At 65.6% G+C, this 26,812-nt stretch carries 24 protein-coding genes; 17 read left to right on the top strand and 7 right to left on the bottom strand.

What is annotated here, in order from left to right; genetic code table 11:
- The first annotated feature begins 102 nt into the window (after nt 1-102).
- Nucleotides 103-1,107, top strand: a complete 1,005-nt coding sequence (locus RAC97_RS08860; RefSeq protein ID WP_375100962.1) for an amidohydrolase family protein — start codon at nt 103-105, stop codon at nt 1,105-1,107.
- A 112-nt stretch (nt 1,108-1,219) separates the two neighbouring features.
- On the opposite strand, the gene fabB is transcribed toward RAC97_RS08860, so the two are convergent.
- The 5 genes from fabB to RAC97_RS08885 all read right to left on the bottom strand — a co-directional run bounded on the left by fabB (nt 1,220) and on the right by RAC97_RS08885 (nt 8,133).
- Nucleotides 1,220-2,440, bottom strand: coding sequence for a beta-ketoacyl-ACP synthase I (fabB, locus tag RAC97_RS08865; protein WP_375100963.1), 1,221 nt, complete (start codon nt 2,438-2,440; stop codon nt 1,220-1,222).
- A gap of 11 nt (nt 2,441-2,451) precedes the next feature.
- Nucleotides 2,452-2,967 carry a 3-hydroxyacyl-[acyl-carrier-protein] dehydratase FabA gene (gene fabA / locus RAC97_RS08870; protein WP_042123398.1) on the bottom strand — a complete coding sequence of 172 codons (516 nt, stop codon included), beginning with the start codon at nt 2,965-2,967 and terminating at the stop codon, nt 2,452-2,454.
- A gap of 206 nt (nt 2,968-3,173) precedes the next feature.
- Nucleotides 3,174-5,102 (bottom strand): ATP-binding protein, encoded by a 1,929-nt coding sequence (locus RAC97_RS08875; RefSeq protein ID WP_375100964.1) that lies wholly within the window; start codon nt 5,100-5,102, stop codon nt 3,174-3,176.
- Complete coding sequence (locus tag RAC97_RS08880) at nt 5,099-5,989, bottom strand: ABC transporter substrate-binding protein (protein ID WP_375100974.1); 891 nt, start codon at nt 5,987-5,989, stop codon at nt 5,099-5,101. The genes RAC97_RS08875 and RAC97_RS08880 overlap by 4 nt, the downstream gene beginning before the upstream one ends.
- The gene (locus RAC97_RS08885) at nt 5,986-8,133 is read right to left on the bottom strand and encodes a TonB-dependent receptor plug domain-containing protein (RefSeq protein ID WP_375100965.1); all 2,148 of its coding nucleotides are present in this window, start codon (nt 8,131-8,133) and stop codon (nt 5,986-5,988) included. Before RAC97_RS08885 ends, RAC97_RS08880 begins: the two co-directional genes overlap by 4 nt.
- Before the next feature lie 152 nt (nt 8,134-8,285).
- Between RAC97_RS08885 and RAC97_RS08890 the strand changes: the two genes are divergently transcribed.
- The 13 genes from RAC97_RS08890 to RAC97_RS08950 all read left to right on the top strand — a co-directional run bounded on the left by RAC97_RS08890 (nt 8,286) and on the right by RAC97_RS08950 (nt 22,024).
- The gene (locus tag RAC97_RS08890; RefSeq protein ID WP_375100966.1) at nt 8,286-9,311 is read left to right on the top strand and encodes an NAD(P)H-dependent glycerol-3-phosphate dehydrogenase; all 1,026 of its coding nucleotides are present in this window, start codon (nt 8,286-8,288) and stop codon (nt 9,309-9,311) included.
- 60 nt (nt 9,312-9,371) lie between these two features.
- On the top strand, nt 9,372-9,719 hold the full coding sequence (locus RAC97_RS08895) for a DUF4389 domain-containing protein (RefSeq protein WP_375100967.1): 348 nt from the start codon (nt 9,372-9,374) through the stop codon (nt 9,717-9,719).
- The gene (gene sixA / locus RAC97_RS08900) at nt 9,716-10,174 is read left to right on the top strand and encodes a phosphohistidine phosphatase SixA (protein WP_375100968.1); all 459 of its coding nucleotides are present in this window, start codon (nt 9,716-9,718) and stop codon (nt 10,172-10,174) included. Before RAC97_RS08895 ends, sixA begins: the two co-directional genes overlap by 4 nt.
- A 128-nt stretch (nt 10,175-10,302) precedes the next feature.
- Complete coding sequence (locus tag RAC97_RS08905; protein ID WP_375100969.1) at nt 10,303-11,094, top strand: alpha/beta fold hydrolase; 792 nt, start codon at nt 10,303-10,305, stop codon at nt 11,092-11,094.
- Complete coding sequence (locus RAC97_RS08910) at nt 11,091-11,945, top strand: alpha/beta fold hydrolase (protein ID WP_375100970.1); 855 nt, start codon at nt 11,091-11,093, stop codon at nt 11,943-11,945. Before RAC97_RS08905 ends, RAC97_RS08910 begins: the two co-directional genes overlap by 4 nt.
- A gap of 106 nt (nt 11,946-12,051) precedes the next feature.
- Complete coding sequence (locus RAC97_RS08915) at nt 12,052-12,843, top strand: DUF4892 domain-containing protein (protein WP_375100971.1); 792 nt, start codon at nt 12,052-12,054, stop codon at nt 12,841-12,843.
- Nucleotides 12,844-12,856: 13 nt separating this feature from the next.
- Nucleotides 12,857-13,906, top strand: coding sequence for an AI-2E family transporter (locus RAC97_RS08920; protein ID WP_375100972.1), 1,050 nt, complete (start codon nt 12,857-12,859; stop codon nt 13,904-13,906).
- 194 nt (nt 13,907-14,100) lie between these two features.
- Nucleotides 14,101-14,190 (top strand): K(+)-transporting ATPase subunit F, encoded by a 90-nt coding sequence (gene kdpF, locus RAC97_RS08925; protein ID WP_082421007.1) that lies wholly within the window; start codon nt 14,101-14,103, stop codon nt 14,188-14,190.
- A gap of 9 nt (nt 14,191-14,199) precedes the next feature.
- Complete coding sequence (gene kdpA / locus RAC97_RS08930) at nt 14,200-15,894, top strand: potassium-transporting ATPase subunit KdpA (RefSeq protein ID WP_375100587.1); 1,695 nt, start codon at nt 14,200-14,202, stop codon at nt 15,892-15,894.
- Nucleotides 15,895-15,904: 10 nt separating this feature from the next.
- Nucleotides 15,905-17,956: a potassium-transporting ATPase subunit KdpB gene (gene kdpB, locus RAC97_RS08935; RefSeq protein ID WP_375100588.1), complete on the top strand. Its 2,052-nt coding sequence runs from the start codon at nt 15,905-15,907 to the stop codon at nt 17,954-17,956.
- A gap of 11 nt (nt 17,957-17,967) precedes the next feature.
- A complete protein-coding gene (gene kdpC / locus RAC97_RS08940; RefSeq protein WP_375100589.1) occupies nt 17,968-18,531 on the top strand; it encodes a potassium-transporting ATPase subunit KdpC in 564 nt (187 codons plus the stop codon).
- A gap of 140 nt (nt 18,532-18,671) precedes the next feature.
- Nucleotides 18,672-21,326 carry a DUF4118 domain-containing protein gene (locus RAC97_RS08945; protein WP_375100590.1) on the top strand — a complete coding sequence of 885 codons (2,655 nt, stop codon included), beginning with the start codon at nt 18,672-18,674 and terminating at the stop codon, nt 21,324-21,326.
- Entirely contained in the window at nt 21,323-22,024 is a 702-nt protein-coding gene (locus RAC97_RS08950; protein ID WP_375100591.1) for a response regulator, read from the top strand. The genes RAC97_RS08945 and RAC97_RS08950 overlap by 4 nt, the downstream gene beginning before the upstream one ends.
- A gap of 10 nt (nt 22,025-22,034) precedes the next feature.
- On the opposite strand, the gene RAC97_RS08955 is transcribed toward RAC97_RS08950, so the two are convergent.
- Nucleotides 22,035-22,898, bottom strand: a complete 864-nt coding sequence (locus RAC97_RS08955; RefSeq protein WP_375100592.1) for a pirin family protein — start codon at nt 22,896-22,898, stop codon at nt 22,035-22,037.
- Between the two features lie 164 nt (nt 22,899-23,062).
- On the opposite strand from RAC97_RS08955, the gene RAC97_RS08960 reads away from it, so the two are divergent.
- From RAC97_RS08960 to RAC97_RS08970, 3 genes are all read left to right on the top strand, one after another.
- On the top strand, nt 23,063-23,995 hold the full coding sequence (locus tag RAC97_RS08960) for a LysR substrate-binding domain-containing protein (protein WP_375100593.1): 933 nt from the start codon (nt 23,063-23,065) through the stop codon (nt 23,993-23,995).
- 93 nt (nt 23,996-24,088) lie between these two features.
- Entirely contained in the window at nt 24,089-25,060 is a 972-nt protein-coding gene (locus RAC97_RS08965; RefSeq protein ID WP_375100594.1) for an ornithine cyclodeaminase family protein, read from the top strand.
- Between the two features lie 20 nt (nt 25,061-25,080).
- Nucleotides 25,081-26,046 carry a threo-3-hydroxy-L-aspartate ammonia-lyase gene (locus RAC97_RS08970; RefSeq protein WP_375100595.1) on the top strand — a complete coding sequence of 322 codons (966 nt, stop codon included), beginning with the start codon at nt 25,081-25,083 and terminating at the stop codon, nt 26,044-26,046.
- A 25-nt stretch (nt 26,047-26,071) separates the two neighbouring features.
- On the opposite strand, the gene RAC97_RS08975 is transcribed toward RAC97_RS08970, so the two are convergent.
- Nucleotides 26,072-26,701: a transcriptional regulator gene (locus tag RAC97_RS08975; protein ID WP_375100596.1), complete on the bottom strand. Its 630-nt coding sequence runs from the start codon at nt 26,699-26,701 to the stop codon at nt 26,072-26,074.
- Nucleotides 26,702-26,812: the final 111 nt, after the last annotated feature.

A 26,812-nucleotide genomic window follows, 5' to 3' on the forward strand; every position in this document is an offset into this window, starting at 1 on the left:
GATGGGTAGATGGTCACAGCATAACGGGTTGGCGCCCGTGGCTGAACCGCTCGATGAGCCAACCGGTCTACTCTGTCCGTACTCGAATAAGGAAGCTTGCCCATGACCGCCAGGATACTGGCTTGCATGTTGCTCTCAGGCCTGCTGTGCCAGGCCGCACAGGCGCGTGACTACCGCTACAGCGATGCCCACCTGCACTACGTCGACTTTTTCCAGGAAACCGAAGGCATGCCGGCGTTGCTTGAGGCCATGGACAAGTCAGGGGTGGAGCACTCGATGATTTCCGGTATTCCGGTGGCGAAGAAATGGCACGAGGACGAGCCCAAGCGTCCGCGCTATTACGCTGGCGACGATGCCGATGCCTACTGGTTCAGCGCCACCGATATCCATGTTGCCGCTGCCGTACAGAAGCTCCCGCCTGAACAGCGCCGACGCTTTCATCCGTTTCTGTCGGGTTTCAACCCGGTGGACAAGAATGCCGTCAGCCATATCGAGCGCATGCTCGAGCTCTACCCTGGGCTCTGGCAGGGCATCGGCGAAGTGTTCACCCGGCATGACGACCTGACCGCGTTGACCAGCGGCGACACACCGCGGGCCAATAACGAGGCAATGACGCGTATCTACCACCTGGCGGCCGAGCGCGATCTGCCGGTGCTGGTGCATTCCAACATCACTTCCAAGCGCGAGCGTAACCCCCTGTACCTGGCGGAACTCGAAGAGCCGCTGCGTAATCACCCGCATACCCGGTTCATCTGGGCGCATGCCGGGGCGAGCATGGAGATTCATCGCCACCAGACGCAGATGGACTTCCTGTTGCCGGTGGTGACGCGTTTACTGGAGGACTACCCGAACCTGTACATCGACCTGTCGTGGAGCGTTTTGCGGCCCTACTTGCTGGACCAGCAGGGCGAGCCTCGCAAGCAGTGGTTGAAACTCGTGGAGAGGTTCCCGGACCGGTTCATGCTGGGGTCGGATGTGGTCGGGCGGTTCGCCAGCGTGGGGGAGCAGATGCACGGCTTCGACCCATTCCTGGATGCCTTGCCCGAAGCGGTGGCGCGCAAGGTAGCGCTGGAGAATTTCCTGGCGGTATTGCCCAAGAAGAAGTGATGTACAGGATCGCCAGCGACCCTGTACGCGCGGGCTTTGCCCGCGAAGAGGTCGCAGATACAAACGAAAACGCCCCGAACCAGTCGGGGCGTTTTCGTTCATGCGTTACGGCTTACTTGCCTTCCCAGCGCTTGAGCACCAGGGTGGCGTTGGTGCCGCCGAAGCCGAAGCTGTTGCTCATGACCGTGTCGATCTTGGCGTTCTCTTCGGTTTTGCGCAGAATCGGCAGGTCGGCGACCTCAGGGTCCAGCTCGTCGATGTTGGCGGAGCCGGCGATGAAGTTGTTTTCCATCATCAGCAGGCAGTAGATCGCCTCGTGCACGCCCGCAGCGCCCAGCGAGTGGCCCGAGAGGCTCTTGGTCGAGCTGATCTTCGGTGCCTTGTCGCCGAACACTTCACGCACGCCCTTCATTTCGGCGACGTCACCGACCGGGGTGGAGGTGCCGTGGGTGTTCAGGTAGTCGATCGGGGTGTCGACGGTGCTCAGCGCCTGCTGCATGCAGCGGATCGCGCCTTCGCCGCTCGGGGCTACCATGTCGTAGCCATCGGAGGTGGCGCCGTAGCCGACGATTTCGGCGTAGATCTTGGCGCCACGGGCCAGGGCGTGCTCCAGTTCCTCGACCACCACCATGCCGCCACCGCCGGCGATGACGAAGCCATCACGGTCGTTGTCGTAGGCGCGGGAGGCCAGTTCCGGGGTTTCGTTGCGCTTGGTCGAAAGGGCGCCCATGGCATCGAACAGGAACGACTGGCTCCAGTGCTCTTCTTCGCCGCCGCCGGCGAAGACGATGTCCTGTTTGCCCCACTGGATCTGCTCCAGCGCAGTGCCGATGCAGTGTGCGCTGGTGGCGCAGGCCGAGGAGATCGAGTAGTTGATGCCCTTGATCTTGAACGGGGTGGCCAGGCACGCCGAGACGGTGCTGCCCATGGTGCGGGTGACACGGTACGGGCCGACGCGCTTGACGCCTTTCTCGCGCAGGGTGTCCAGTGCTTCCATCTGGTTCAGGGTCGATGCGCCGCCGGAGCCTGCGACCAGGCCGGTACGCGGGTTGGAGACCTGTTCCTCGGTCAGGCCGGCGTCCTTGATCGCATCCTGCATCGCCAGGTAGGCGTACGCAGCGGCGTGGCCGACGAAACGGTAGACCTTGCGGTCGATCAGCTCTTCGAGGTTGAGGTCGATGGACCCGGAAACCTGGCTGCGCAGCCCCAATTCCTTGTATTCCGGGTTGTAACGGATACCCGGACGGCTGTTACGCAGGTTTTCGGTGACGGTAGCTTTGTCATTGCCCAGGCACGATACGATGCCCAGACCAGTGATAACGACGCGGCGCATGCGAATAACCCTTAGAAATTGTCAGTGGAGGTGAACACGCCGACCCGCAGGCCTTCGGCGGTGTAGATCTCGCGGCCATCGACGCTGACCGAGCCATCGGCGATGGCCATGTTCAGCTTGCCCTTCAGGACGCGCTTGATCTGAATGTTGTAGGTGACCTTCTTGGCTTCAGGCAGTACCTGGCCGAAGAACTTCACTTCGCCCGAACCCAGGGCGCGGCCACGGCCCGGCAGGCCTTGCCAGCCGAGGAAGAAACCGACCAGCTGCCACATGGCGTCGAGGCCCAGGCAGCCCGGCATGACCGGGTCGCCTTCGAAGTGGCAGGCGAAGAACCACAGGTCCGGGTTGATATCCAGCTCGGCGACCAATTCACCCTTGCCGTACTTGCCACCTTCGGCGCTGATGTGGGTGATCCGATCGACCATCAGCATGTTCGGGGCGGGCAGTTGCGCATTACCTGGGCCGAACAGCTCACCGCGACTGCAGCGCAGCAGGTCTTCCCGAGTAAAGGCGTTTTGTTTGGTCATGCGAGCTCCTCAATAACCCCCTGTGGCAGGGGATGAATCTTCCCGTCCGGCCCGATGTGCTTCGCTACCGGGCGGCAGCCTACAGATAGACTATTGCGTTGTGGTGAAAGTCACAGTGCACCCGGCAAAAGAAGTACAGGTGTGCACTGAAAGTTTTATTCTCCGGGCCTGCGAAGGTCCTGTCCAGTCTTTAAGACTGCCGCACTTTAGCATTTATCGCCAGCCGCAGCTGTCTGCCCGGGCAGCCAGCGTTGCAGGATGCGCTGCAGGTCTGTGCGTTTGAAGGGTTTGCTCAGGTAATCGTTCATGCCGGCCGCGAGGCAGCGTTCGCGGTCGCCCTGCAAGGCGTTCGCGGTCAAGGCGATGATCGGCAGTTGGGCGCTGTCTGGGAGCAGGCGGATGCGTCGGGTTGCCTCATAACCGTCCATCAGCGGTAGACGGCAATCCATCAGGATGGCAGCGAAATGCTGCTGGCTCACCAGCTCGACGGCCTGGCCACCGTCTACCGCCACCCCGACCTCAAAGCCCAGGCTGCGCAGCATGGCTTCGATCACGCTCTGGTTCACCGGGTTGTCTTCCACCAGTAGAATGCGGCGCCCTTCGCCGGCAGGTACGTTGTCGTCCTCGGCTTCCACGTGCTTGGCTAGCCGCTTGTTGGCCAGTGCCAGGGGTATTTGCAGGGTGAAGGTCGAGCCCATGCCCATCCGGCTTTCAGCGTGCAGCTGGCCTCCCATGCGCTCGGCCAGGGTGCGGGCAATCGACAGGCCGAGGCCGGTACCGCCGTAACGTCTGGAAATAGAACTGTCGGCCTGCTGGAAGGCCACGAACATCGTTTCCAGGCGCTCGTTATCGATGCCGATGCCGGTATCGCGCACTGCGCAGATGAACGTGATGCGCTGGTGATCGAGTGGCTGCCAGCGTACTTCTACCTCCACCTGGCCGCGCTCGGTGAACTTCAGGGCGTTGCCCACCAGGTTCAGCAGGATCTGCCGGATCCGCGTCGGGTCGCCGCTCACGCGCAGTTGCTCGATGTCCGCCGGTAGTTGCAGGCGAAGCTCCAGGCCGCGTTGCTGGGCGCTGTGCTGGAACGACTGGACGCTGCTGCTGACCAGTTCGGTCAGGGCGAAATCGATATGCTCCAACTCAAGGGTGGTGCGCTCGATACGCGAGAAATCGAGGATGTCGTTGATGACTTTGAGCAGGTGCCCGGTGGACTCGCTGGCCACCGAGGTGTACTCGGCCTGCTCCGGGGTCAGGCGGGTGGTTTCAAGCAATTGCAGCATGCCCAGCACGCCGTTCATGGGCGTGCGCAACTCGTGGCTCATCATCGCCAGGAACTCGGACTTCGCCCCGTTTGCCTGCTCGGCTTCCTCGCGCGCCTGGATCAACTGCGCCATGGCCTGCTGTTGCTCGTTGCTGGCCTGGTCCAGGGCACTGGCCAGGTTGTTGATGTGGCGCGCAAGGTGGCCCAGTTCGCTGTCGTCCACCACCGGCAGCGGGGCGTTGAACTCGCCCTGCTGGATCGCCTCCACGGCATGGCCCATGTCGCTGATCGGCTTGGACAGGCTGAGCGCCAGGCGGCGAGCGAGCAGAAAGGTGAACAGCAGGGCGAACAGCGCCAGCACGCCGGCCTTGACCACGATTTCCTGCTGGCGCTGGCTGAAAGCGTCATCGGACATGCCGACGATCACCCGGCCCAGGTAGTCGTCGCCGATGCTCGGCAGGGCCTTGCCTTCTTGCAGGAAGTCGCTGTCCAGGCGGATCTGCTGCAAGCGGATCGGCGCCTGGAACACTTCCACGCGCTGTGCGCGGTTGGAGGTTTCGCTGGTCTGTTCGACGTACACCAGGATGTGGTTGCGGCTGTCCTGCACTTCCAGGAAGCGCACGTGGGGAATGCTCAAGGTGGCGCGCATCAAGCCTTCGAGCACCTCGTTGTTGCCGGAGATCACCCCGTATTCGGAGGCCGGGGCCAATTGGTTGGCAATCAGTTGCCCCGTGTGGTTGAGCTCCTGGCGCAGGTCCTGGATACGCACGAAGGTGAAAAAGCTGATCAGCAGCAACGTCAGCAGCAGGGCGGGGCCGAGGCTGATGATCTGGGTGCGGGTGTGGATGTCCCAGCTCAGGCGCTTGCTCATGGGGTGGGCTCTCCTTCGGCCAGGGCCTGGGCGGCGGCTTGCGGGTCGATGGTCTCAAGGCCCAGTGCGCGTGCCACCTGCTGGTTGCCGCTGACGCCGTAGTGCGAGGGGTATAGGCTGCGAGGCCAGCGCGCGGGCGGCTGGTCGAGCAATTGATCGAGCACCGCCAGCCAGTGGTCCTGGTCGCTGTAGGTACTGGCCAGGGCGCCGGCGCGCACGAACCCTGCGTTCGGGCCGATCAGCGCCATCTGCCGGCCATAGCTGCTCAGCAGAACGTTCTTGGCGGTCTTGGAGTTGTAGAGGTCGGGGTCGTCGATGCCTAGCAGCAGGTCGCTGCTGGCCAGCAGGTTTTGCAACGGACGGCTGTCACGCAGGTCGTACCAGGGCTGGGCGACGATCTCCAGGTTCAGCTGGCGGGCCGCCCGGCGCAGTTCCTCGATCAGGAACTGGCTGTGTTCGCCATACAACACGCCGACCCGCGTGGCTTGAGGCAATAGGTAGTGGGCCAGGCGCAATTGCCGCTCCAATGGCGGGTCGCTCCAGAGCAGGCTCAGGTAGCCTGGCCGCGACTTTCCCAGGCGCTGCTCGGCCTGCACTCGGCTCACCCGCAAGGCCAGCGCAGGCGGCCCGGCGGCCTCGAGCATGCGCCACTCGAGTGCGGCGTTGTCCAGCAGTACCAGGCGGACCTCGGCTTTCAGCTGGCTGGGGCGGGGCAGTTGCGCGACGGTCTGGAAGCGGACCTGGTCGTGGGCCCGGTGCGCCTCCAGGGCTGCTGCGAAGTTGCGCACCCCCGGCTGGTCATCGCCGGCGACCAGCAGGACCTCGTTGGCCGACAGCGAACCCAGCGGCCAGAGGCACAGCAGCAAAAGTCGCAGCAGCCGCATCAGAACTCCAGCTCCGCGCTGACGCTCAGGCGGTGGCGGCTGTCATAGCGATTCTGCTCCAGGGTGGTGGGCTCGTCGTCCAGGCGCTGCTGCCACAAGGCGGCCAGCTCCAGGTTGCTGCCTTGCACCCGGAAACGCTTGGCTACCCGCAGGTCGAGGCGCTCGTAGCGATAGCTGTTGAGGGCATCGTCGCCGTAGTAGAACAGCCCGCTGGACCAGCCTTGGCCCCATTCGCGCAGCCAGCCGGCCGAACCGCTGTTACGCGCACTGAGGCGGCGGTCGTTGGGGTTGCTGGCCCAGGCATCGACGTAGGCGTAGGTCAGGCGCAGCCGGTCGCGCGTGCTGAGGCGCCAGTCCAGCTGGGTCTCGGTGCCGCTGAAGCGCGACCGGTTGGCGTTGCTGGCGATGTACTGGTTGTTGCGCAGCGGCTCGCTGATCATGCCGGTGATTTCGTCGTAGAACAGCTTCACGTCCACGCTCAGGTCGAGGTCGGCGAAGTAGCCGTTGTAGCCCAGTTCGCGCGAGCGCATGCGCTCCTGGTCGAGGTTGCCGGGCCCGCGGGTCTTGACGAAGTATTCGCCGTTGCGCTGGCCAAAGGCGCTGGGGGTGAGGTTCCTGACCGTGTAGCTCCAGTTGACGTTGTTCTCGAACATGTCCGGCGAACGCACGGCTTCGGAGTAGACCGCGCGCAGGCCGTGGCGCGGGGTGATCAGGTAGTTCACCGCCACCCGTGGCGTCAGCGAGCTGCCGGTCAGGCGCGAGTCTTCGAACATCGCCCCACCCTGGAGGATCCAGTGTTCGTCGGCGCGCCATTCCAGCTGGCCGAACAGGCGCCAGGTCTGATCGTCGAGGCTGCCATCGAAGTAGGTCTGCGAGTCGGCCTTGTCATAGCGGTAGTTCATGCCGCTGACCAGGCGCAGGCTGTCGGTCAGGCTCAGGGTATCCTGGATTTCCAGGTCGAAGCGGGTTTCGCGGGTGCTCTGGTCGACGTCGCCGCACACCACGTTGTTGCCGCCCTGGTTGTTCCACTGATCGCGAATGGCGTCGACCAGGCCTTGCTCCACCGGGTCGCTGCTGCTGGGTGGGTTGTTGGCATTGCGCGCCACCCGTTCGGCGAAGTTCGGGTTCAACTGCCACAGCCGCGTCAACTCCGGGCTGAATGCCAAGGCCGCATCGCAGGCGCGCCACACCTGCTGGCGGTCGAAATGCTGGGCCGAGCCTTGTACGTAAAGGCTGTGTTCGGGGTTGAAGTCGATGTTCCAGCGTACCGAGCCTGCGTAGTCCTTGGCATTGACGTCGGCGTCCTTGCCGCGCTGGGTGACGAAGGGGAACACCGGCTCGTAGGTGTAGGGCCGCTGGTTGCTGCCTTCCTTGGCCGCCAGCTGCCATTCCAGGGTCTGGTCCGGCGCCAGGGTATGGGCGGCGCTGAGGTTGATGCGGCTCAGGCGACGGCTGTCGCGGTAGTTTTCGCCGAACGGGTTCTGGTCGAAACCGTCGTCCTGCTGGCCCGAAAGCGAAAGGCGCAGGTCGCCGGTTTCCCAACCGAAGCCTTGGCTGGCATAGAAGTCGTTGATGCCATCCTGGCCACGGGTGACCTTCAGGCGCGTGCCATGGCTGTCGGCGGGGCTGCGGGTAAGGATGTTGACCACCGCCATCAGCGCGTTGGCGCCGTAGCTGACGGTATTGGGACCGCGGAACACCTCGATGCGCTCGATGTCTTCCAGGGCCACCGGAATGTCGCTCCAGTCCACCGTGGCCAGGCCTGCGCGGTACACCGAACGGCCGTCGATCAGCACCTGCATGCGCCGGGCATCGCTGACGTTGCTGCCGTGGTAGTTGACCGTGGGCTGGTTGCCTGCGCCATAGCCGATCATCATGCCCGGTACCAGGCGCAACAGCTCGGGAATGTCCCGGGCGCCGCTGGCGCGGATCAACTCGCTGTCGAGCACGGTCATGCTGCCCGGCACCGCTGCCGGGGATTGTTTCAGGCGTGTAGCGGTCAGAACCTGGGGCAGGTCCTGGTTGTCGATGAACAAGTCTTCGGCAAGGGCCGGGCTGCCGACCAGGGCAGTCAGCAACAGCAGGCGAGGGAAGGGTGGCGTGCCTGGGAACACGGTACGGCCTTGTTTCAGGGATGAATCAGGCATGTTAACCGACCTTTCCCAAGCTGCAAGCTGCAAGCCGCAAGTGATAGGCAAAAGCTGATCTGTATCGAGGTTTTCTTCTAGCTTGAGGCTTGTGGCTTGCCTTTATAATGCCCCGGTCGCCACTTTCACTTATTGGCTTTAATGGATCGGATATGACTGAACAGCAACCTGTTGCAGTTCTGGGAGGCGGCAGCTTCGGCACCGCCGTGGCGAACCTGCTGGCGGAAAACGGCACCCCCGTGCGCCAATGGATGCGTGACCCGGCCCAGGCCGAGGCGATGCGCGTCAACCGCGAGAACCCCCGCTACCTCAAGGGCATTCGCCTGCAGGATGGCGTGGAGCCGGTCAACGACCTGCTCGCCACCCTGCAGGCCTGCGACCTGGTGTTCGTCGCCCTGCCGTCCAGCGCCTTGCGCAGCGTGCTGGCGCCCCATGCCGAGCTGCTTCGCGGCAAGTGCCTGGTCAGCCTGACCAAGGGCATTGAGGCACACACCTTCAAGCTGATGAGCCAGATCCTCGAGGAAATCGCCCCGCAGGCGCGCATCGGCGTGCTGTCCGGGCCGAACCTGGCCCGCGAGATCGCCGAGCACGCGCTTACTGCCACGGTGGTGGCCAGTGAGGACGAGGCCCTTTGCCAGCGCGTGCAGGACGTGTTGCACGGACGCACTTTCCGGGTCTACGCCAGCGGCGATCGTTTCGGCGTCGAGCTGGGGGGGGCGCTGAAGAACGTCTACGCGATCATCGCCGGCATGGCGGTGGCGCTGGAAATGGGCGAAAACACCAAGAGCATGCTGATTACCCGTGCCCTGGCGGAAATGACCCGTTTTGCCGTGAGCCTGGGGGCCAACCCCATGACCTTCCTGGGCTTGGCCGGGGTCGGCGACCTGATCGTCACCTGCTCATCGCCCAAGAGCCGTAACTACCAGGTCGGCCATGCACTGGGCCAGGGCCTGTCGCTGGACGAGGCGGTCAACCGCCTGGGCGAAGTGGCCGAGGGCGTCAATACCCTGAAGGTGCTCAAGGCCAAGTCCCAGGAAGTGAATGTGTACATGCCGCTGGTGGCGGGGTTGCATGCCATCCTGTTCGAAGGCCGTACCCTGGCGCAGGTGATCGAGCACCTGATGCGCGCCGAACCCAAGACCGACGTCGACTTCATCTCCACCAGCGGTTTCAACTGAGCCTTCAGCGGCTTTTACAACAGCCCCTGGTGGCCCTGACATTAGAGCAAGGAGCGATACATGAACGATTCCCCCGAACACGCCCAGCGCGAGTCGATCATCCTGCGGGTCCTGTGGATGCTGGTGTTCCTGGTGGTCTGGCAACTTGCCGAGCTGCTGTTGGGCGGCCTGGTCCTGGTGCAGTTGATCTACCGGCTGATCTACGGCGCACCCAGCGCCAGCCTGATGAACTTCGGTGACAGCCTCAGCCAGTTCCTGGCCCAGATCGGCCGCTTCGGCAGCTTCCACAGCGACCAGAAACCCTGGCCGTTCGCCGACTGGCCGACCCCGCGCGCACCGGAAGGCGAGGCGCCCCATGCCGTCGCGCCGGCGCCGCACCCGGCGCGTGACGAGGAGCCGAAGTTGTGAAGCTGTGGGTGCTGCGCCACGGTGAGGCAGAGCCGCGGGCCAATACCGACGCCGAGCGCCGCCTGACGTCCCATGGCCGCGAGCAGGTGTTGCGCAGTGCCGCGCACCTGCTGGGCCAGCCATTGCAGGCGATCATCGCCAGCCCCTACGTGCGTGCCCAGCAGACCGCTGCCTTGGTGCACGACACCCTCGGCTTTGGTGAGCCGGTGCGCACGGTGCCCTGGCTGACTCCGGACAGCGATGTGCAAGAGGCCATCGCCGAGCTCGAGCGACTGGGGCTCGAGCAGGTGTTACTGGTCAGCCACCAGCCGTTGGTGGGGACGCTGGTGAGCATGCTCGAACACGGCCACGGCCAGCACTCAGCGCCGATGAGCACGGCCAGCCTGGCGGAGCTCGAGGGTGACTGGCCGCTGGCAGGGCTGATGAACGTGCGGGCGCTGCGTCATCCCGAGTGAGCGGCCCTTGGCAGGGGCAGTGATGGCGCGATGACCTGATCGCCCTTGGCGATGACCTATCCGAACGTTGCCCTCGCCAGCCCCCTTGCCGACAATAGGCCATCATCCCCCGAGCGGACCAGGCGGCAATGACGCAGCAGATCTTCTTCGCCCATGCCAATGGCTTTCCTTCGGCCACCTACGCCAAGCTCTTCGCCGCCCTGGCGCCGGACTACCAGGTACGCCACCTGGTCCAGCACGCCCACGACCCACGCTTCCCCGTGGACGACAACTGGCAGAACCTGGTCGACGAACTGCTGCATCACCTGGCCCAGCAGGACGGCCCTGTGTGGGGCGTCGGTCATTCCTTGGGCGGCGTGTTGCATTTGCATGCCGCCTTGCGGTGCCCGCAGTACTACCGGGGCGTGGTAATGCTCGACTCGCCCGTGCTGACCCGCGCCGACCAATGGTTCATCCGCACTGCCAAGCGCCTGGGCTTCATCGACCGCATCACCCCCGCCGGGCGTACGCTGGGGCGGCGCGATGCGTTTCCCGACCGCGACAGCGCCCGCCGGTACTTTGCCGGCAAGACCCTGTTCCGCCATTTCGACCCCGATTGCCTGGAAGCCTACCTGGAGCACGGCCTGCAACCGGCTGACGAAGGCCTGCGCCTGAGCTTCGATCCGATCACCGAAATCAGCATCTACCGTAGCCTCCCGCATGTCAGCCCGGCCCCCGCGCGCCAGCTGCAGGTGCCGCTGGCGATGGTGCGTGGCGATCGTAGCCGGGTGATCCGTCGGCATCACGCCCTGGCGGTGCGCAGCATGCCCCAGGGGGAGTACCACAGCGTACCGGGCGGGCATATGTTCCCGCTGGAGCGGCCCAGTGACACCGCCAGCCTGATCAAGGGCCTGTTCGACCGCTGGGGCGCGCCGGCATGAGCGCCCAGGTCGAAGAGATCCGCCTGGCCCTTGGGCATATCGAACTGGCCGCGCACCTGTTCGGCCCCGCCGATGGCCTGCCGGTGATTGCCCTGCATGGCTGGCTCGACAACGCCAACAGCTTCGCCCGCCTGGCGCCGAGGCTACCCGGGTTGCGCATCGTTGCCCTGGACCTGGCCGGGCATGGCTATTCGCAGCACCGTCCGCCGGGCGCCAGCTATTACCTGGCCGATTATGCCCACGATGTACTGCGTGTCGCCGAACAGCTGGGCTGGCAACGCTTCGGCCTGCTGGGGCATTCCCTGGGGGCGGTCATCTCGGTGCAACTCGCAGGCGCCTTGCCGGAGCGGGTCAGCCACTTGGCGCTGATCGACGGCGTCATTCCTCCCGCCATCGCCGAACAAGACGCCGCCGAGCGCCTGGGCATGGCCTTGCAAGCGCAGTTGCGCCTGGATGGCAAGCGCAAGTCGGTGTACGCGAGCCTGGAGGAGGGCGTGCAGGCGCGCATGAAAGGCATGGTCGCGGTCAGCCGCGAGGCCGCAGAGCTGCTGGCCCAGCGCGGCCTGATGCCGGTACCTGGCGGCTTCAGCTGGCGCAGCGACAGCCGCCTGACCCTGCCCTCGCCAACGCGCCTGAACGAGGCCCAGGCCATGGCCTTCGTCAGGCGCATCCAGTGCCCGGCCTGTCTGGTGGTAGCCGCCGATGGCATGCTGGCGCGGCACACGCCGCTGCTGGAGCAGCTACCCTTCGAGCAGGTGACCTTGTCCGGTGGCCATCATCTGCACCTGAACGATGAGCAGGGCGCGATCCTTGTCGCAGACTGTTTCAATCGCTTCCTTGGCTTTGCTTGACTTGCACCGGACAACTGTCGAGGCTTGGCGGGTTGACCAGGGAGACAACCGTACACATGCCAGATATCCAAGGTTCTTGCCACGGCACCTGCCGCCAGGGTGGCCGATGAGCGCGCCGTTTTTCCTTCGCGGCGGCATCGCCAGTATCGCCTTCGCCAGCAGCCTTTCATTCGCCGGCAGCCTGCCGGTGCCACTAGACGGCAAAGTGGTCGACCAGCGCCCGGCCGTGGAGCAGGAGCGGGTCTACCCGATGGGCCCATTGCGCAAGATCAGCGGCCGCCTGCGGGTCGAGGACAAAGTCGAAAGCCGTGGCCGGGTCAGTTCGATCACCTACGAGCTACCCGCTGAACGCACTGCCCGCGAAGCCTTCACCAGTGCCCGCGAACAGCTGCAACACGATGGCGGCTACCCGTTGTTCTGGTGCCAGGGCCGTGATTGCGGCGAAGCCAGCCTGTGGGGCAACGAGGTGTTCAACAATGCTCGCCTCAATGGTGGCGACGAGCAGCAGGCGTTCATCCTCCTGCGCCGCTCGGCCGAGGAGGCCGACACCCTGGTTGCGCTCTACAGCGTCACCCGCGGCAACCGCCGCGCCTACCTGCACGTCGAAGAGTTCGTCGCAGGCGCCCCCTTGGGCGACCTGCTGCCCACCGCCGCCACCGTACTGCGCGAAATGCGCGATACCGGCAAGCTCGACTACCCTGACCTGGGTAGCCCGCAAGCGGCCTGGGTAGCGCTGCTGGCACGCAGCCTGAACCTCGACAGCACCTTGCGCGCCAGCCTCAGCGGCAGCGAGGCCGAGGCCTGGCGCGAGCAACTGGTCGATGCCGGCGTGCGCAGTGCTCGGCTGGAAGTCGGCACGGCGCCCACCGATGGCTTGCATCTGGAACTGATTCGTTAGCACGAGGGCCAGCATGGCCAGCAATGACCGTCTTTTGGTGCAGATCCTGCTGCTGGCGCTGCTGGGCGCCGGCTTGTGGGTGATGGCACCGTTCATCTCTGCGTTGCTGTGGGGCGCGATCCTGGCCTTCGCCAGCTGGCCATTGATGCGCCTGCTGACGCGTTGGCTCGGCGGGCGCGAGACCCTGGCCGCGAGCATGCTCACCACCGTGTGGATTCTTGTCGTCGCCCTGCCGCTGGTGTGGCTGGGCTTCAACCTGGCCGACCATATCCGCGATGCCACCAATTTCGTCCGCGACGTGCAGGTCGATGGCCTGCCCGATGCGCCCGAGTGGGTACGCGGCATTCCCTTCGTCGGCGAGCGCCTGGTGAGCTGGTGGGAGTCCTTCGACCAGCAGGGCGCGGCGCTGATCGCCACGATCAAGCCGTACTTCGGCCAGGTCGGCAACTGGTTCCTGGCGCGCAGCGCGCAGATCGGCAGCGGCGTGCTGGAGCTCACACTGAGCATCGTCTTCGTGTTTTTCTTCTACCGCGACGGCCCGCGCCTGGCGGCTTTCGTGCAGCGCCTGCTGCAACGGCTGGTGGGTGAACGTGGCGATTACTACATCGACCTGGTTGCCGGCACCGTGCAGCGGGTGGTCAATGGCGTGATCGGCACTGCCGCCGCCCAGGGCCTGCTGGCGCTGGTCGGCTTCCTGATCGCCGGGGTGCCCGGTGCGATCGTGCTGGGCCTGGTCACCTTCATGCTCAGCCTGATTCCCATGGGGCCGCCGTTGGCATGGATACCGGCCACGGGCTGGCTGGTGTGGCAGGGCGAGTATGGCATGGCGGTATTCCTCGGCATTTGGGGCACCTTCGTCATCAGCGGCGTGGACAACGTGCTCAAGCCCTACCTGATCAGCCGCGGCGGCAACCTGCCGCTGGTGATCGTGCTGCTTGGGGTGTTTGGCGGGCTGATCGCCTTTGGCTTCATCGGGCTGTTCATCGGGCCGACCTTGCTGGCGGTGGGGTATAGCCTGCTGCTGGACTGGAGCCGGCAGGCGGGGCAGGGCACCCAGGTTTAGTGATCTGCCGTCTGCCGGGCGTAGTACCTGGAGGGGCGGGCTTGCCCGCGAAGAGGCCGGTTCCCGCCCCGTCCAACCCCGATCTTTACGTATTCTTTATGCCCTGACCCACCCCTCTACCTCGCCCCTTTACGCCCCTCCCTCCGACAATTTCCCCAAAGCGGCCAACCGCCGCCATTCGGGGAGATTCACAGATGAACATGCTCGACGGGGTGTCACTGCTGCTGGCAGTGGCGTTGTCCATTTACCTGCTGGTGGCGCTGTTGCGCGCCGATCGCAGCTAGGGAGTGGCCATGCACAGTTACGATTTCGCCTTGCTGCTGGGTTTCCTGGTCCTGGTACTCATACCTGCCCCTTTTCTCGGTCGTTTCTACTACAAGGTGATGGAGGGCCAGCGCACCTGGCTGTCGCCGATGCTCGGCCCGGTGGAGCGCGGTTGCTATCGCCTGGCGGGCGTGCGCGCCGAGCAGGAGCAGAACTGGAAGCAATACGCCCTGGCCCTGGTGGCCTTCAACCTGGTTGGCTTCATCCTGTTGTTCAGCTTGTTGCTGCTGCAAGGCCACTTGCCGCTCAACCCCCAGCAACTGCCGGGCCTTGAGTGGTCGCTGGCCTTCAACACCGCCATCAGCTTCGTCACCAACACCAACTGGCAGGCCTACAGCGGCGAAGCGTCGCTCAGCTACCTGAGCCAGATGATCGGCCTGAATGTGCAGAACTTCGTCAGCGCCGCCACCGGCCTGGCCGTTCTGGTCGCGCTGTGCCGTGGCATCGCCCGGCGCTCGACCCACAGCTTGGGCAACTTCTGGGTCGACATGACCCGCGCCACTCTCTACGGCCTGCTGCCGCTGTGCCTGCTGCTGGCAATGCTGCTGGTGTGGCAGGGCGTGCCGCAGACGTTTGCCGACTACGCGAGCGCAGTCACCCTGCAAGGCACCGACCAGACCCTGCCGCTGGGCCCGGCCGCCAGCCAGATCGCCATCAAGCAGCTGGGCACCAACGGCGGCGGCTTCTTTGGTGTCAACTCGGCGCACCCGTTCGAGAACCCCACGGCCTGGAGCAACCTGTTCGAGCTGGTTTCGATCATCCTGATCCCGGTAGCGCTGGTGTTCACCTTCGGCCACTACGTCAAGGACCTGCGCCAGAGCCGGGCGATTCTTGCCTGCATGTTCGGCCTGTTTCTGATCGGCGGCGCGGCGGCGCTGTGGTCAGAACACCAGGCCAACCCCACGCTGCAAAGCGCCCAGGTGCAGCAGGCTGCACCCATGGAAGGCAAGGAAAGCCGTTTCGGCACCACCGCCAGCGTGCTGTGGGCCGTTACCACCACTGCGGCTTCCAACGGCTCGGTCAACGCCATGCACGATAGCCTCAACCCGCTTACCGGCATGGTAGCGCTGGTCAACATGATGGTCGGCGAGGTGATCTTCGGCGGCGTCGGTGCAGGGCTCTATGGCATGTTGCTGTTCGTGCTGATCGCAGTGTTCCTGGCCGGCCTGATGATTGGCCGCACCCCGGAGTACCTGGGCAAGAAGCTACAAGCCCGTGAAGTGCAATTGCTGGTGGCGACCCTGCTGGTGATGCCGATAGGTGTGCTGGTGTTCGGTGCCGTCGCTGCGAGCCTTCCCGGCCCTGTTGGTTCGGTGAGCAACCCCGGCGCCCACGGTTTCAGCCAACTGCTGTACGCCTATACCTCAGGCACGGCCAACAACGGCTCGGCATTCGGTGGTTTCGGCGCCAACACGCCGTTCCACAACGTGATGATCGGCCTGGCCATGCTCATCGGGCGCTTCGGCTACATCCTGCCGGTACTGGCCCTGGCCGGTAGCCTGGCGGCGAAGAAAAGCGCACCGCAAGGCCTGAACAGCTTCCCCACCCACGGCCCGCTGTTCGCCAGCCTGCTGTTGATGACCATCCTGCTGGTCGGCGGCCTGACCTTCCTGCCGGCCCTGGCCCTCGGGCCGATTGCCGAACAGCTGAGCCTGGGTTTCTGAGGATCCAACCATGAACATGCCCCTTCCTGAAGTCAAAGCGCCGCGCGCCGTGGCCCAGACCCACTTCTCGGCGCTTTGGCGCCCGGCCCTGGTGCAGGCCTTCGTCAAGCTCGATCCGCGCCAGCTCAAGCGCTCGCCGGTGATGCTGGTGGTGGCCCTCACCGCCATGCTGACCACGGTGCTGTGCCTGGTGCCCGACAGCGGTGTGAGCACCGGCGTCGCCGTGCAGATCACCGTATGGCTGTGGTTCACCGTGCTGTTCGCCAACTTTGCCGAGGCCCTGGCCGAAGGCCGCGGCAAGGCCCGCGCCGACAGCCTCAAGGCGGGCAGCCAAGGCCTGACTGCCAAGCGCCGCCTGGCCAACGGCAGCTTCGAGACTGTTGCAGCCAGCGCCTTGCGCAAGGACGACGTGGTCAAGGTCGTCGCTGGCGAGCTGATTCCCGGCGATGGCGAGGTGCTCGAGGGCATCGCCGCAGTCAACGAGGCGGCCATCACCGGTGAATCTGCGCCGGTGATCCGGGAGTCCGGCGGCGATCGTTCGGCGGTCACCGGCAACACCCGGCTGGTCTCCGACTGGCTGTTGGTCCGCATCACCAGCAACCCCGGCGAGTCGACCCTGGACCGCATGATCGCCTTGGTCGAAGGCGCCAAGCGGCAGAAGACCCCCAACGAGATCGCGCTGGATATCCTGCTGATCGGCCTGACCCTGATCTTCCTGATCGTGGTGGTGACCCTGCAGCCATTCGCCCACTTCGCCGGTGGCAGCCTGCCGCTGATTTTCCTGGCTGCCTTGCTGGTGACGCTGATTCCCACCACCATCGGCGGCCTGCTGTCGGCCATCGGCATCGCCGGCATGGACCGGCTGGTGCGCCTGAACGTCATCGCCCGTTCCGGCCGCGCAGTGGAAGCCGCTGGTGACGTGCACACGCTGATGCTCGACAAGACCGGCACCATCACCTTCGGCAACCGCCGTTGCAGTGCTTTGCACGCTGCGCCGGGTATTACGGCTCGCGAGCTGGGCGAGGGCGCGCTGTTCGCATCCCTGGCCGACGACACCGCCGAGGGCAAGTCGGTAGTCGAGTACCTGCGCCAGTTGCACGACTTCAGCGAGCCATCCGCCGAGCAGGTCACGCCGATCGCCTTCAGCGCCGAGACCCGCCTCTCCGGTATCGACTTCATGCAGCACCGCTATCGCAAGGGCGCCGTCGATGCGGTGCTGGACTTCGTCGGCATGCAGCGCCTGGAAATGCCTGCGCCGCTGGCCCGTGAAGTGGAGCGCATCGCCCAGAGCGGCGGCACGCCGCTGTTGGTGTGCGTCGACCAACGCCTGCTGGGCGTGATCCACCTCAAGGACGTGGTCAAGCCCGGTATTCGCGAGCGCTTCGCCGAGTTGCGCAAGCTGGGTATCCGCACCGTCATGGTGACCGGTGACAACCCGCTGACCGCCGCGGCCATTGCCGCCGAAGCAGGCGTGGACGACGTGCTCGCCGAGGCCACCCCTGAGAAGAAACTGGCGCGTATCCGCCAGGAGCAGAACGACGGCCGCCTGGTGGCCATGTGCGGTGACGGCGCCAACGACGCCCCGGCCCTGGCCCAGGCAGATGTCGGCATGGCCATGAACGACGGCACGCAAGCCGCACGCGAGGCGGCCAACATGGTCGACCTGGACAGCGACCCCACCAAGCTGCTGGACGTGGTGCAGGTGGGCAAGGAGCTGCTGGTGACCCGTGGAGCGCTGACCACCTTCTCCATCGCCAACGACGTGGCCAAGTACTTCGCTATCCTGCCGGCGCTGTTCGCCGCGATCTACCCGCAACTGGGCGTGCTCAACCTGATGGGGCTGGCCAGCCCGCAGAGCGCGATCCTCTCGGCGATCGTGTTCAATGCGCTGATCATCGTGGTGCTGATCCCCCTGGCCCTGCGCGGTGTGCGTGTCCAGGCGGCGAGCGCGGCGCACTTGCTGCGGCGTAACCTGCTGATCTACGGCTTGGGCGGCATCCTGGTGCCATTCGCCGGGATCAAGCTCATCGACATGCTGCTCAACGCCCTGCATCTGGTCTGAAGGAGACTGACATGAGCACCTTTGTACGCCCGGCCCTGAGCCTGGTGCTGCTGATGACCGTGGTCACCGGCGCCCTTTACCCCCTGGCGGTGACCGGTATCGCCCAGGTCGCCTTCCCCGAGCAGGCCAATGGCAGCCTGGTGCGTGACGACAAGGGCCAGGTGCGTGGCTCGGCGCTGATCGCCCAGGCGTTCAAGGGCGACGCCTGGTTCCAGTCGCGCCCATCGGCCGGCGCCTTTGCCACCGTGGCCAGCGGCGCCAGCAACCTGGCACCGAGCAACCCGGCACTGGCCGAGCGGGTCCAGGCCGACGCCGCCGCGCTCTACCAGGCCAGCCAAGGCCCGGTGCCGCTGGCCTTGCTGACCACCTCCGGCAGCGGCCTGGACCCGCACCTGTCGCCCGAAGCCATCGCCTACCAGTTGCCGCGCGTGGCCGCGGCGCGGCAGGTGCCGCAAGAGCGCTTGCAAGCCTTGGTGAATGACGCCACCCTGCGCCCATTGATCGGCCCGCCAGTGGTCAACGTGCTGGCGTTGAACCAGGCGTTGGAGCGTTTGGCGCCCGTCACCAACCGTTGAGGCAGGGGCCGCGTTGCAAGCCCTTCGCGGGCAAGCCCGCTCCTACAAGGACACCGCGTACCTGTAGGCGTGGGCTTGCCCGCGAAAGGCCCTTGCAACGCAGGCCCACCCAAGCCCACTGCACACCCGAAGGACGAAACATGAGTGACTCCGCCCGCGCCGATGCGCTGTTGGCGAGCCTGCCCCGCAACGGTCGCGGCAGGCTTAAAGTATTTCTGGGCGCCGCCCCCGGCGTGGGCAAGACCTTCGCCATGCTGCAAGCCGCACACGCCCAGCAGCGCCAGGGCATTCGCCTGCTGGCCGGGGTGGTCGAGACCCACGGTCGCGCCGAAACCGAATCGCTGCTGGGCGGCTTGGCGCAACAACCGTTGCTGCGCAGCGAGTACCGCGGCGTGACCCTTGAGGAAATGGACCTCGACGGCCTGCTCAAGGCAGCACCGCCTTTGGTGCTGGTAGACGAGCTGGCCCACACCAACGCACCCGGCAGCCGCCACGCCAAGCGTTGGCAGGATGTGCAGGAGCTGCTGGCCGCAGGCATCGACGTGTACACCACGGTCAACGTCCAGCACCTGGAAAGCCTCAACGACAAGGTGCGCGACATCACCGGCGTGCAAGTGCGCGAAACCCTGCCGGACTGGGTATTGCAGGAAGCCTTCGAGCTGGTGCTGATCGACCTGCCGCCACGCGAGCTGCTCGAGCGCCTGCGCGAGGGCAAGGTGTACGTGCCCGAGCAGGCCCGCGCGGCCATCGACGCGTTTTTCTCCCAGACCAACCTCACCGCCCTGCGCGAACTGGCCATGCAGACCGCCGCCGCCCAGGTCGATGCCGACCTCGCCCATGGCTACCGCCAGCGCGGCGAAGAGGCACCGGCCTTGCGCGGGCGGCTGTTGGTGGGCGTCGATGGCGACGAGCAGGCCGAGCGCCTGGTGCGCCATGCCAGTCGAGTGGCGCAGCGTCGCCACCTGCCGTGGAGCCTGGTGCATGTCGACAATGGCCGGCTGCGTGACGAGCATGCGCGTCATCGCCTGCAAGCCGCCCAGCAACTGGCCGAACGCCTGGGCGGTGAAGTGGTGGTACTGCGTGCTGGCGAGGTGGCGCGCACGCTCATGCTGCATGCCGTGGAGCGTCGCGCCAGCCTGGTGTTGGTGGGGCAGTCGCGCGACCGCCTGCGCCGACGTTTCTTCGGTGCTGGCGTGGCGGCGCGGTTGCTGCGTGACAGCCGTGGGCTGGAGATCAATGTGCTGGACCGCGATGCCCAACCTGCGCCGGTGCGCCTGGCGGCCAGGCGGGTGTGGGTCTGGCGCCACTACCTGCTGGCACTGCTGGCCACCTCGCTGGCATCGGGCTTGGCCTGGGCGGTGTCGGGCGTGCTGGCGCTGCCCAACATCTCCCTGGTGTTCCTCGCCGCCGTGCTGCTGGTGGCGGTGCGCAGCAGCCTGGGCCCGGCGCTGGCGTGCGCCGTGCTGTCGTTCCTGAGCTACGACTTCCTGTTCATCCCGCCAACCTTCTCGTTCAGCATCCAGCGCGAAGAAGACGTGCTGACCTTGGTGTTCTTCCTGCTCATGGCGGCGCTCACCGGCAACCTTGCCGCTCGCCAGCGTCGCCAGTTGCAGGCGCTGCGAGAAACCCAGGGCGAAACCCGGCAACTGCTCGACCTGTCGCGCCGCCTGACCGTTGCCACCGACCGCCAGGCGGTGTTCAGCGCCGCCAGCCAGCACCTGGGCGACTGGCAGGACATCCAGGTGTGCCTGCTCGAACGCGACGGCGAGGGTCAGCTGCTGGTGGCCGGCGGCAGTGCGCAGGGCTTTACCGACAACGAGCGCGCCGCGGCCGACTGGGCCTGGCAGCATGGCCAGGCCGCCGGTCACGGCAGCGACACCCTGCCCAATGGCCGCTGGTGGTGGCTGCCATTGGCCGTTGAGGAGCAAAGCCTGGCCTTGCTCGGCGTGCGCCCCACCTCCGATGCGCCGCTGGGCGCCCCGCGCCGACGCCTGCTCACCGCCCTGGCCGAACCCTTGGCCCAGGCGCTGGCGCGGGCGCGCCTGGGCGAGCAACTGGAGGCGGCACGCCTGCACGGCGAAACCGAACAGTTGCGCAGCGCCTTGCTCGCCTCCGTCTCCCACGACCTGCGCACCCCGCTGACCGCCATGCGCGGCAGCATCGACAGCCTGCTGGCCCTGGGCGATGCGATCCCACCGGACGACCGCCGCGAGCTGCTCGAAGGTACGCGCAACGAAGCCGAGCGCCTGGACCGCTATATCCAGAACCTGCTGGACATGACCCGCCTGGGCCATGGCGGCCTGAAGCTGGCCCGTGACTGGGTAGCGCCCGCCGATATCGTCGGCAGCGCGCTCAACCGCCTGCGTGTGGTGCTGGCGCCGTTGCAGGTGCACACCGAGGTGCCGGCCGAGCTGCCGCTGTTGTACGTGCATGCCGCCCTGATCGAACAGGCGTTGGTCAACGTGCTGGAAAACGCCGCGCGCTTCTCGCCGGTCAACGGTCGTCTGCAATTGCAACTGTCGGTGCAGGAGCAGCAGTTGTGCTTCGCGGTCAGCGACCAGGGGCCGGGCATTCCAGTGGCTGAACGGGAGAAGATCTTCGATATGTTCTACACCGCCGCCCGCGGTGACCGGGGCGGGCAGGGCACCGGCCTGGGCCTGGCAATCTGCCAGGGCATGATCGGTGCCCATGGCGGGCGCATCCTGGTCGGCGAGGGCATCGATGGCCAGGGCACCTGCATCACCCTATGCTTGCCATTGCCCCACCAACCCGACAGCGAAAGTGAAGCCCCATGAGCCAAGCCGCGACCCTGCTGGTGATCGACGACGAACCGCAGATCCGCAAGTTCCTGCGTATCAGCCTGGTATCCCAGGGCTACAAGGTGATCGAGGCCGGCACTGGCGGCGAGGGCCTGGCCCAGGCCGCGTTGAACAAGCCGGACTTGGTGGTGCTCGACCTGGGCCTTCCGGACATGGACGGCCAGCAGGTGCTGCGCGAGTTGCGCGAATGGAGCGCGGTACCGGTGATGGTCCTGTCGGTGCGCGCCAGCGAAGTGCAGAAGGTCGACGCCCTCGATGGCGGTGCCAACGACTACGTGACCAAACCGTTCGGCATCCAGGAGTTCCTGGCACGCATCCGTGCCTTGTTGCGCCAGAAACCGCAGGCGGATGTGGTGCCGGTGGCCAGCGCCGGTTTCGGGCCGCTGGTGGTCGACTTCGCTTTTCGCAAGGTCACCCTCGACGGCGCCGAGGTAGCCTTGACCCGCAAGGAATATGCCCTGCTGGCGCAACTGGCCGGGCATCCGGGGCGGGTGATCACCCAGCAGCAGCTGCTCAAGGACATTTGGGGCCCGACCCACGTGGACGACACTCACTACCTGCGCATCGTGGTCGGGCACCTGCGCCAGAAGCTTGGCGACGACCCTACCGCGCCGCGCTTCATCATCACCGAGCCGGGGGTCGGGTATCGGCTGGTGGTCCCTGCTGCCGATTGAGAGGCTTGCCTCAGTAGATGTCGCTGGGGTCGAGGCGGCCTTCCTCTACCAGGCGCTGGCCGATTTCGCGAATGTGCGCTTCGCCGAGCAACAAGGCATTGGGCGAGGTGTGCACCGAGTAATAGCCCAGCGCCAGGTCGTGCTCGTGGGGGGCGGCCGAGCCCAGGACGAATTCGGTATCGGTCAGCGCCAGGAAATGCACCGCCTCCTCGGACGGCTCAAAGGCAACCAGCTCCCTTGCCTGCAAAGGCGCGTCGTTGCCAAGCAGTTCGCCTTCGGCGCTGGAGACCCAAAGCACGCTGTGGCCGCGCGGTGGCGTGTAGGTCCAGCGCTCGCCAGCCTTGAGCTTCACCGCCAGGTAGTTCATCGGCGAGGGCGCAGTCAGGGCGCTGCGAGCGCCAGCGTATTCACCCAGCAGTATCCGCGCTGGCCCGCTGGTAGCGACCTCTTCGCTGGCCTGGAACGCTGACACGGACGAGCCCAGTTCCAGGCTCGGCGGCAGCGCGACCCACAGTTGGAAGCCGCGCACGCGGTTGTTCGGCACATTGCTCGCACTGGCGCCATGCCACATGCCGCGACCCGCCTGCATCCACTCCACACCCTCTGGGCTGAGGGTGACGGTGTTGCCGTCCGGGTCGATCAGGTCCATGTGCCCGTCGAGCAGGTACGACAGCGTGGCGATGCCAGAGTGGGGGTGCAGGGCGCCTGCGAAGGGTGGGCCCTGCATGTCGAAGAAGTCCAGAAAAACGAACGGTTTCAGGTGCTGCCCCAGGTCGCCCGGGCTCATCAGACGGGTCACCGGGCCACTGCGGCGACCGTGGGTGCGATGTGCGATGCGGCGAAGTTGCAGGGTGCTTCGAGCGACTGCGGACATAACGGTCTCCTACGTTCTGACGGGTTGGCGCGGGTTGCGTCCTGGTGCCCACTGTAGGGAATAGCGAATAGCTCGGAAATATGGTGGAGTGGGATGCACCATTCCAAAAATCTACCTAATGGAATGCGGTTGGCACCGCCCCATTTGCCGAGAAGGAACCGTTCATGGACCTCAACGACATCGCGCTATTCGTCCAGGTAGTGCGCGCCGGCAGCTTTGCCGAGGCGGGTCGGCGCCTGGGCATGCCACCCAGTACGGTGAGCCGACGGCTACAGACGCTGGAGCAGGCGTTGGGCACGCGCTTGATGCAGCGCACCACGCGGCGCCTGGTGCTGACCGATGCGGGTCGCCATTTCTTCAGCGAGTCGGCTGACCAGATCGATGCCTTGCAACGCACCGCCAGCCAGGTGAGCAGCGCGTCGGGCGAGGTGGCTGGGCGTGTGCGGATCGCGGTGCCGGCCGACTTCTTCGCCTGGTTTCCAGCGCAGGCCGTGGCGGGCTTTCTCGAGGCACACCCGAAGGTGCGCCTGGAATTCGAGCTCAATGACGCACGTGTCGATCTGCTGGGCGAATGCATCGACGTTGCCCTGCGCGCAGGGAACCTCGCCCCTGGGCTGCACGCGCGCAGGCTCGGCACCAGCCACGAGACGCTGGTAGCCAGCCCCTCGTACCTGGCCAACCACGGTGCGCCGCTGCAGCCCCATGACCTGGCCACGCACCTGTGCATTACCACCCCCTCGAGCGGAGGCCTGCGTACGACCTGGCGTCTGGGAGACGGGCAGGGGAACGTCGCGCACGTCGAGGTGAGCGGGTCGTTCCAGGCCAATACCGCCTCGGCGCGGCTCGCCGGTGCGCTGGCGGGGATGGGCATCGCCCTGTTGCCCACGGCGTTCAGCGCGCCGCACCTGGCGACGGGGCAGTTGCAGGAGGTGCTCCCGGCGTACAGCTGCGGGGAGCTAGGGATGCACCTGGTCTATCACAGCCGTCGTCAACTGCCGCTGGCGGTGGCAGCGTTCATCGAGTTTGCGGCGGGCACCATCAAGGCGCAGGGCTTGATGCGTGTCGATCGGCCGCGCGGCGGGGCAGGCAAGCCCTGACCGCCATCGTCCTTGGATTGATAGGAGTGTTTACAGACTGTCTTGTTCTGGATATTGTGTCTAGAAATAGATTTTCTATCCAGGAGCACCCCGATGGCCAAACTGGAAACCCTCAGGCTGCTAGACCGCGACAGTGTCAACCGATTGATTCGACCGGAGCAGGTCCTGGGAGCGGTACGCGAAGCCTTCCAGCTGCACAGTGACGGCGCAGGGCAGGTATTCCCGATGGTTCGCGAGGCCCTGGCCTGCGGCGGCATATTCGGTATCAAGTCCGGTGGCATCGCCAGCCAGAATGTACTCGGGTTCAAAGCCGCAGGTTTCTGGCCGACCAATCGCGCCGCGGGCGGCGAGCCGCATCAGGCCACCATCGTGCTGGTCGACCCTGCGACTGGCCGCCCGCTGTGTATCATCGATGGCAACACCGTGACCACCTTGCGTACCGGAGCTGCCGGGGCGCTGGGGCTGGAGCTGCTGGCGCGGCCAGGCAGCGCCCGCCTGACGGTGTTCGGTACGGGTGTGCAGGCGAGCATCCAGTTGGACTACGCCTTGCGCGTGATGCCTGGCTTGCGTTCGGTGACCTATCTCAGTGGCGACGGCAAGCCCAAGCCCACCTTCGAAGCCCGCTTTGCCAGCCGCTGCGACATCGGCCTGGGGGCCTCGGCCAACGATGCCGTGGCCAACAGCGACGTGGTGATCACCGCCACGCCCGCTCGGCAGGTGCTGTTCGACCTTGATGCCGTGCAGCCGGGTACCCACTTCAACTGCGTCGGCGCCGATATCCAAGGTAAGCGCGAAGCCCCGGAAGGCTTGCTGGCCAAGGCGCAGGTGTTCGTCGATGACCGGCTGCAAGCCCGCCAGGTCGGCGAAAGCCAGTGGGCGCCGGCATTGCCGGTGACGGAAATAGGCGAGGTGCTCACTGGCAAGGCCTTGCATCTGCGCGGCGCCCATGACATCACGCTGTTCGACATGACCGGGTTGGCGCTGCAAGACCTGGCCGTTGCTTGGATGCTGTTCGAGCAGGCAGAAAACGAAGAGATCGGCCACGCCGTCTCCTGGCCCTGGTAATTGAATCGAGGAACTACGTCATGCCCATCACCTTGCCCACCTACCAAGATGTCGTCGCGGCATCGCAGCGGCTCGAAGGCGCTGCCAACATCACCCCGGTGCTGACATCGCGCACCCTCGATCGGGAAATCGGCGCACACCTGTTCTTCAAGTGCGAGAACTACCAACGCACAGGCTCGTTCAAGTTCCGCGGAGCGTACAACGCGCTGTCTCAGTTCGATGCCGGGCAGCGCCAGGCTGGTGTGGTGGCCTTCTCGTCGGGCAACCATGCCCAGGGCATTGCCTTGGCCGCATCGATCCTCGGCATGCCGGCAGCCATCGTGATGCCTAGCGATGCCCCAGCGACCAAGGTGGCGGCTACCCGAGGCTATGGCGCCGAAGTGATCCTGTACGACCGCTACACCGAGGACCGCGCTGAAATAGGCCGGGCACTGGCGGCCGAGCGCGGCATGACGCTGATCCCGCCCTACGACCACCCCGATATCCTGAGTGGGCAGGGAACGGCGGCCAAGGAACTGTTCGAAGAGGTCGGCGCGCTCGATGCCCTGTTCGTCGGGCTTGGCGGCGGTGGGATGCTTTCCGGCACCACGCTATCGACCCGCGCGTTGGCGCCGGACTGCATGTTGATTGGCGTAGAGCCAGAAGCTGGCAACGATGGCCAGCGCTCGTTCGAGAGCGGGGCGATCGTGCGCATCGACACCCCCGAGACCATCGCCGACGGTGCGCAGACGCAATTCCTGGGGAACTACACCTTCCCGATCATTCTCGACGGGGTGAACCGCATCGTCACTGTGTCGGACGACGAACTGGTGGCGGCGATGAAATGCTTCGTCCAGCGCATGAAGATGGTGGTCGAGCCTACCGGCTGCCTGGGGCTGGCGGCGGTGCGCAAGCTCAAGGATGAACTGCAAGGCAAACGCGTTGGGGTAATCATCACCGGGGGAAATATCGACATCGACAAGCTCGGGCGCTTCCTTCAGTCGTAATCGGGGCCGCAAGGCGGCCCCGATCTCAGCCCTTGCTGTCGCTGTAAACCGTCGCGCGCGAGACCCCCAGGTGCGCCGCGACAGTATCCATCGCCTTGCGGATATCCAACATTCCCGCCGCTTTCAGCTCTTGCAGCAGCAAGCGCCGGTCGGCTGCCTTCAGGGTGCGTGGGGTGGTGGCCAGGCGCGCGGCGAACTGGTCGATACGGTCGCGAATGCTGTCCGCGCCGCTGCTTTCCAGCGACTCGTTCGGGCGCTCGCTGCCAAAGCTGCCGAACTGTTCGAGCATGCCTTGCAGGCCCCTGAACAGGGTGAGGTCGACGTTCATGCACAAGGCCGCCACATAGCGGCCGCTGGCATCCTTGATGCCGATGGAGGTGCTTTTCACCGGCCGGCCATCCTTGAAATGGTTCGGGTAGTTGGCGATCACTTGCGGGTAATCGGGGTCGGCGATACGCGCCAGGCCGAGCTCGGTCGCCGGCTGGCCCACCTCGCGCCCGGAGAGGTTGTTGTGGATCGCCAGGATGGCATGTTGTGGGTCGCGCAGGTCGTGCAGCACCACTTCGCAGAAGGGGCTGAAGGTCTGACTCAGGCCTTCGGCGATCTGTTCCAGCTGGCTGATCAGCGCTTGCTGTTCGGGGGTCACGTTCTGCATGGGGGGGTGGTATCCGGTCGTTCCAGGTCGGCAAAGGCGAGCATTGAAATTGGCTTGATGAGCGTTTCGAGAAACATTAACTAGAACATAGAGCGTTGTACCCAGAGGTTG

The organism is Pseudomonas sp. LS_2 (genome assembly GCF_042709235.1).
GTDB lineage: Bacteria > Pseudomonadota > Gammaproteobacteria > Pseudomonadales > Pseudomonadaceae > Aquipseudomonas.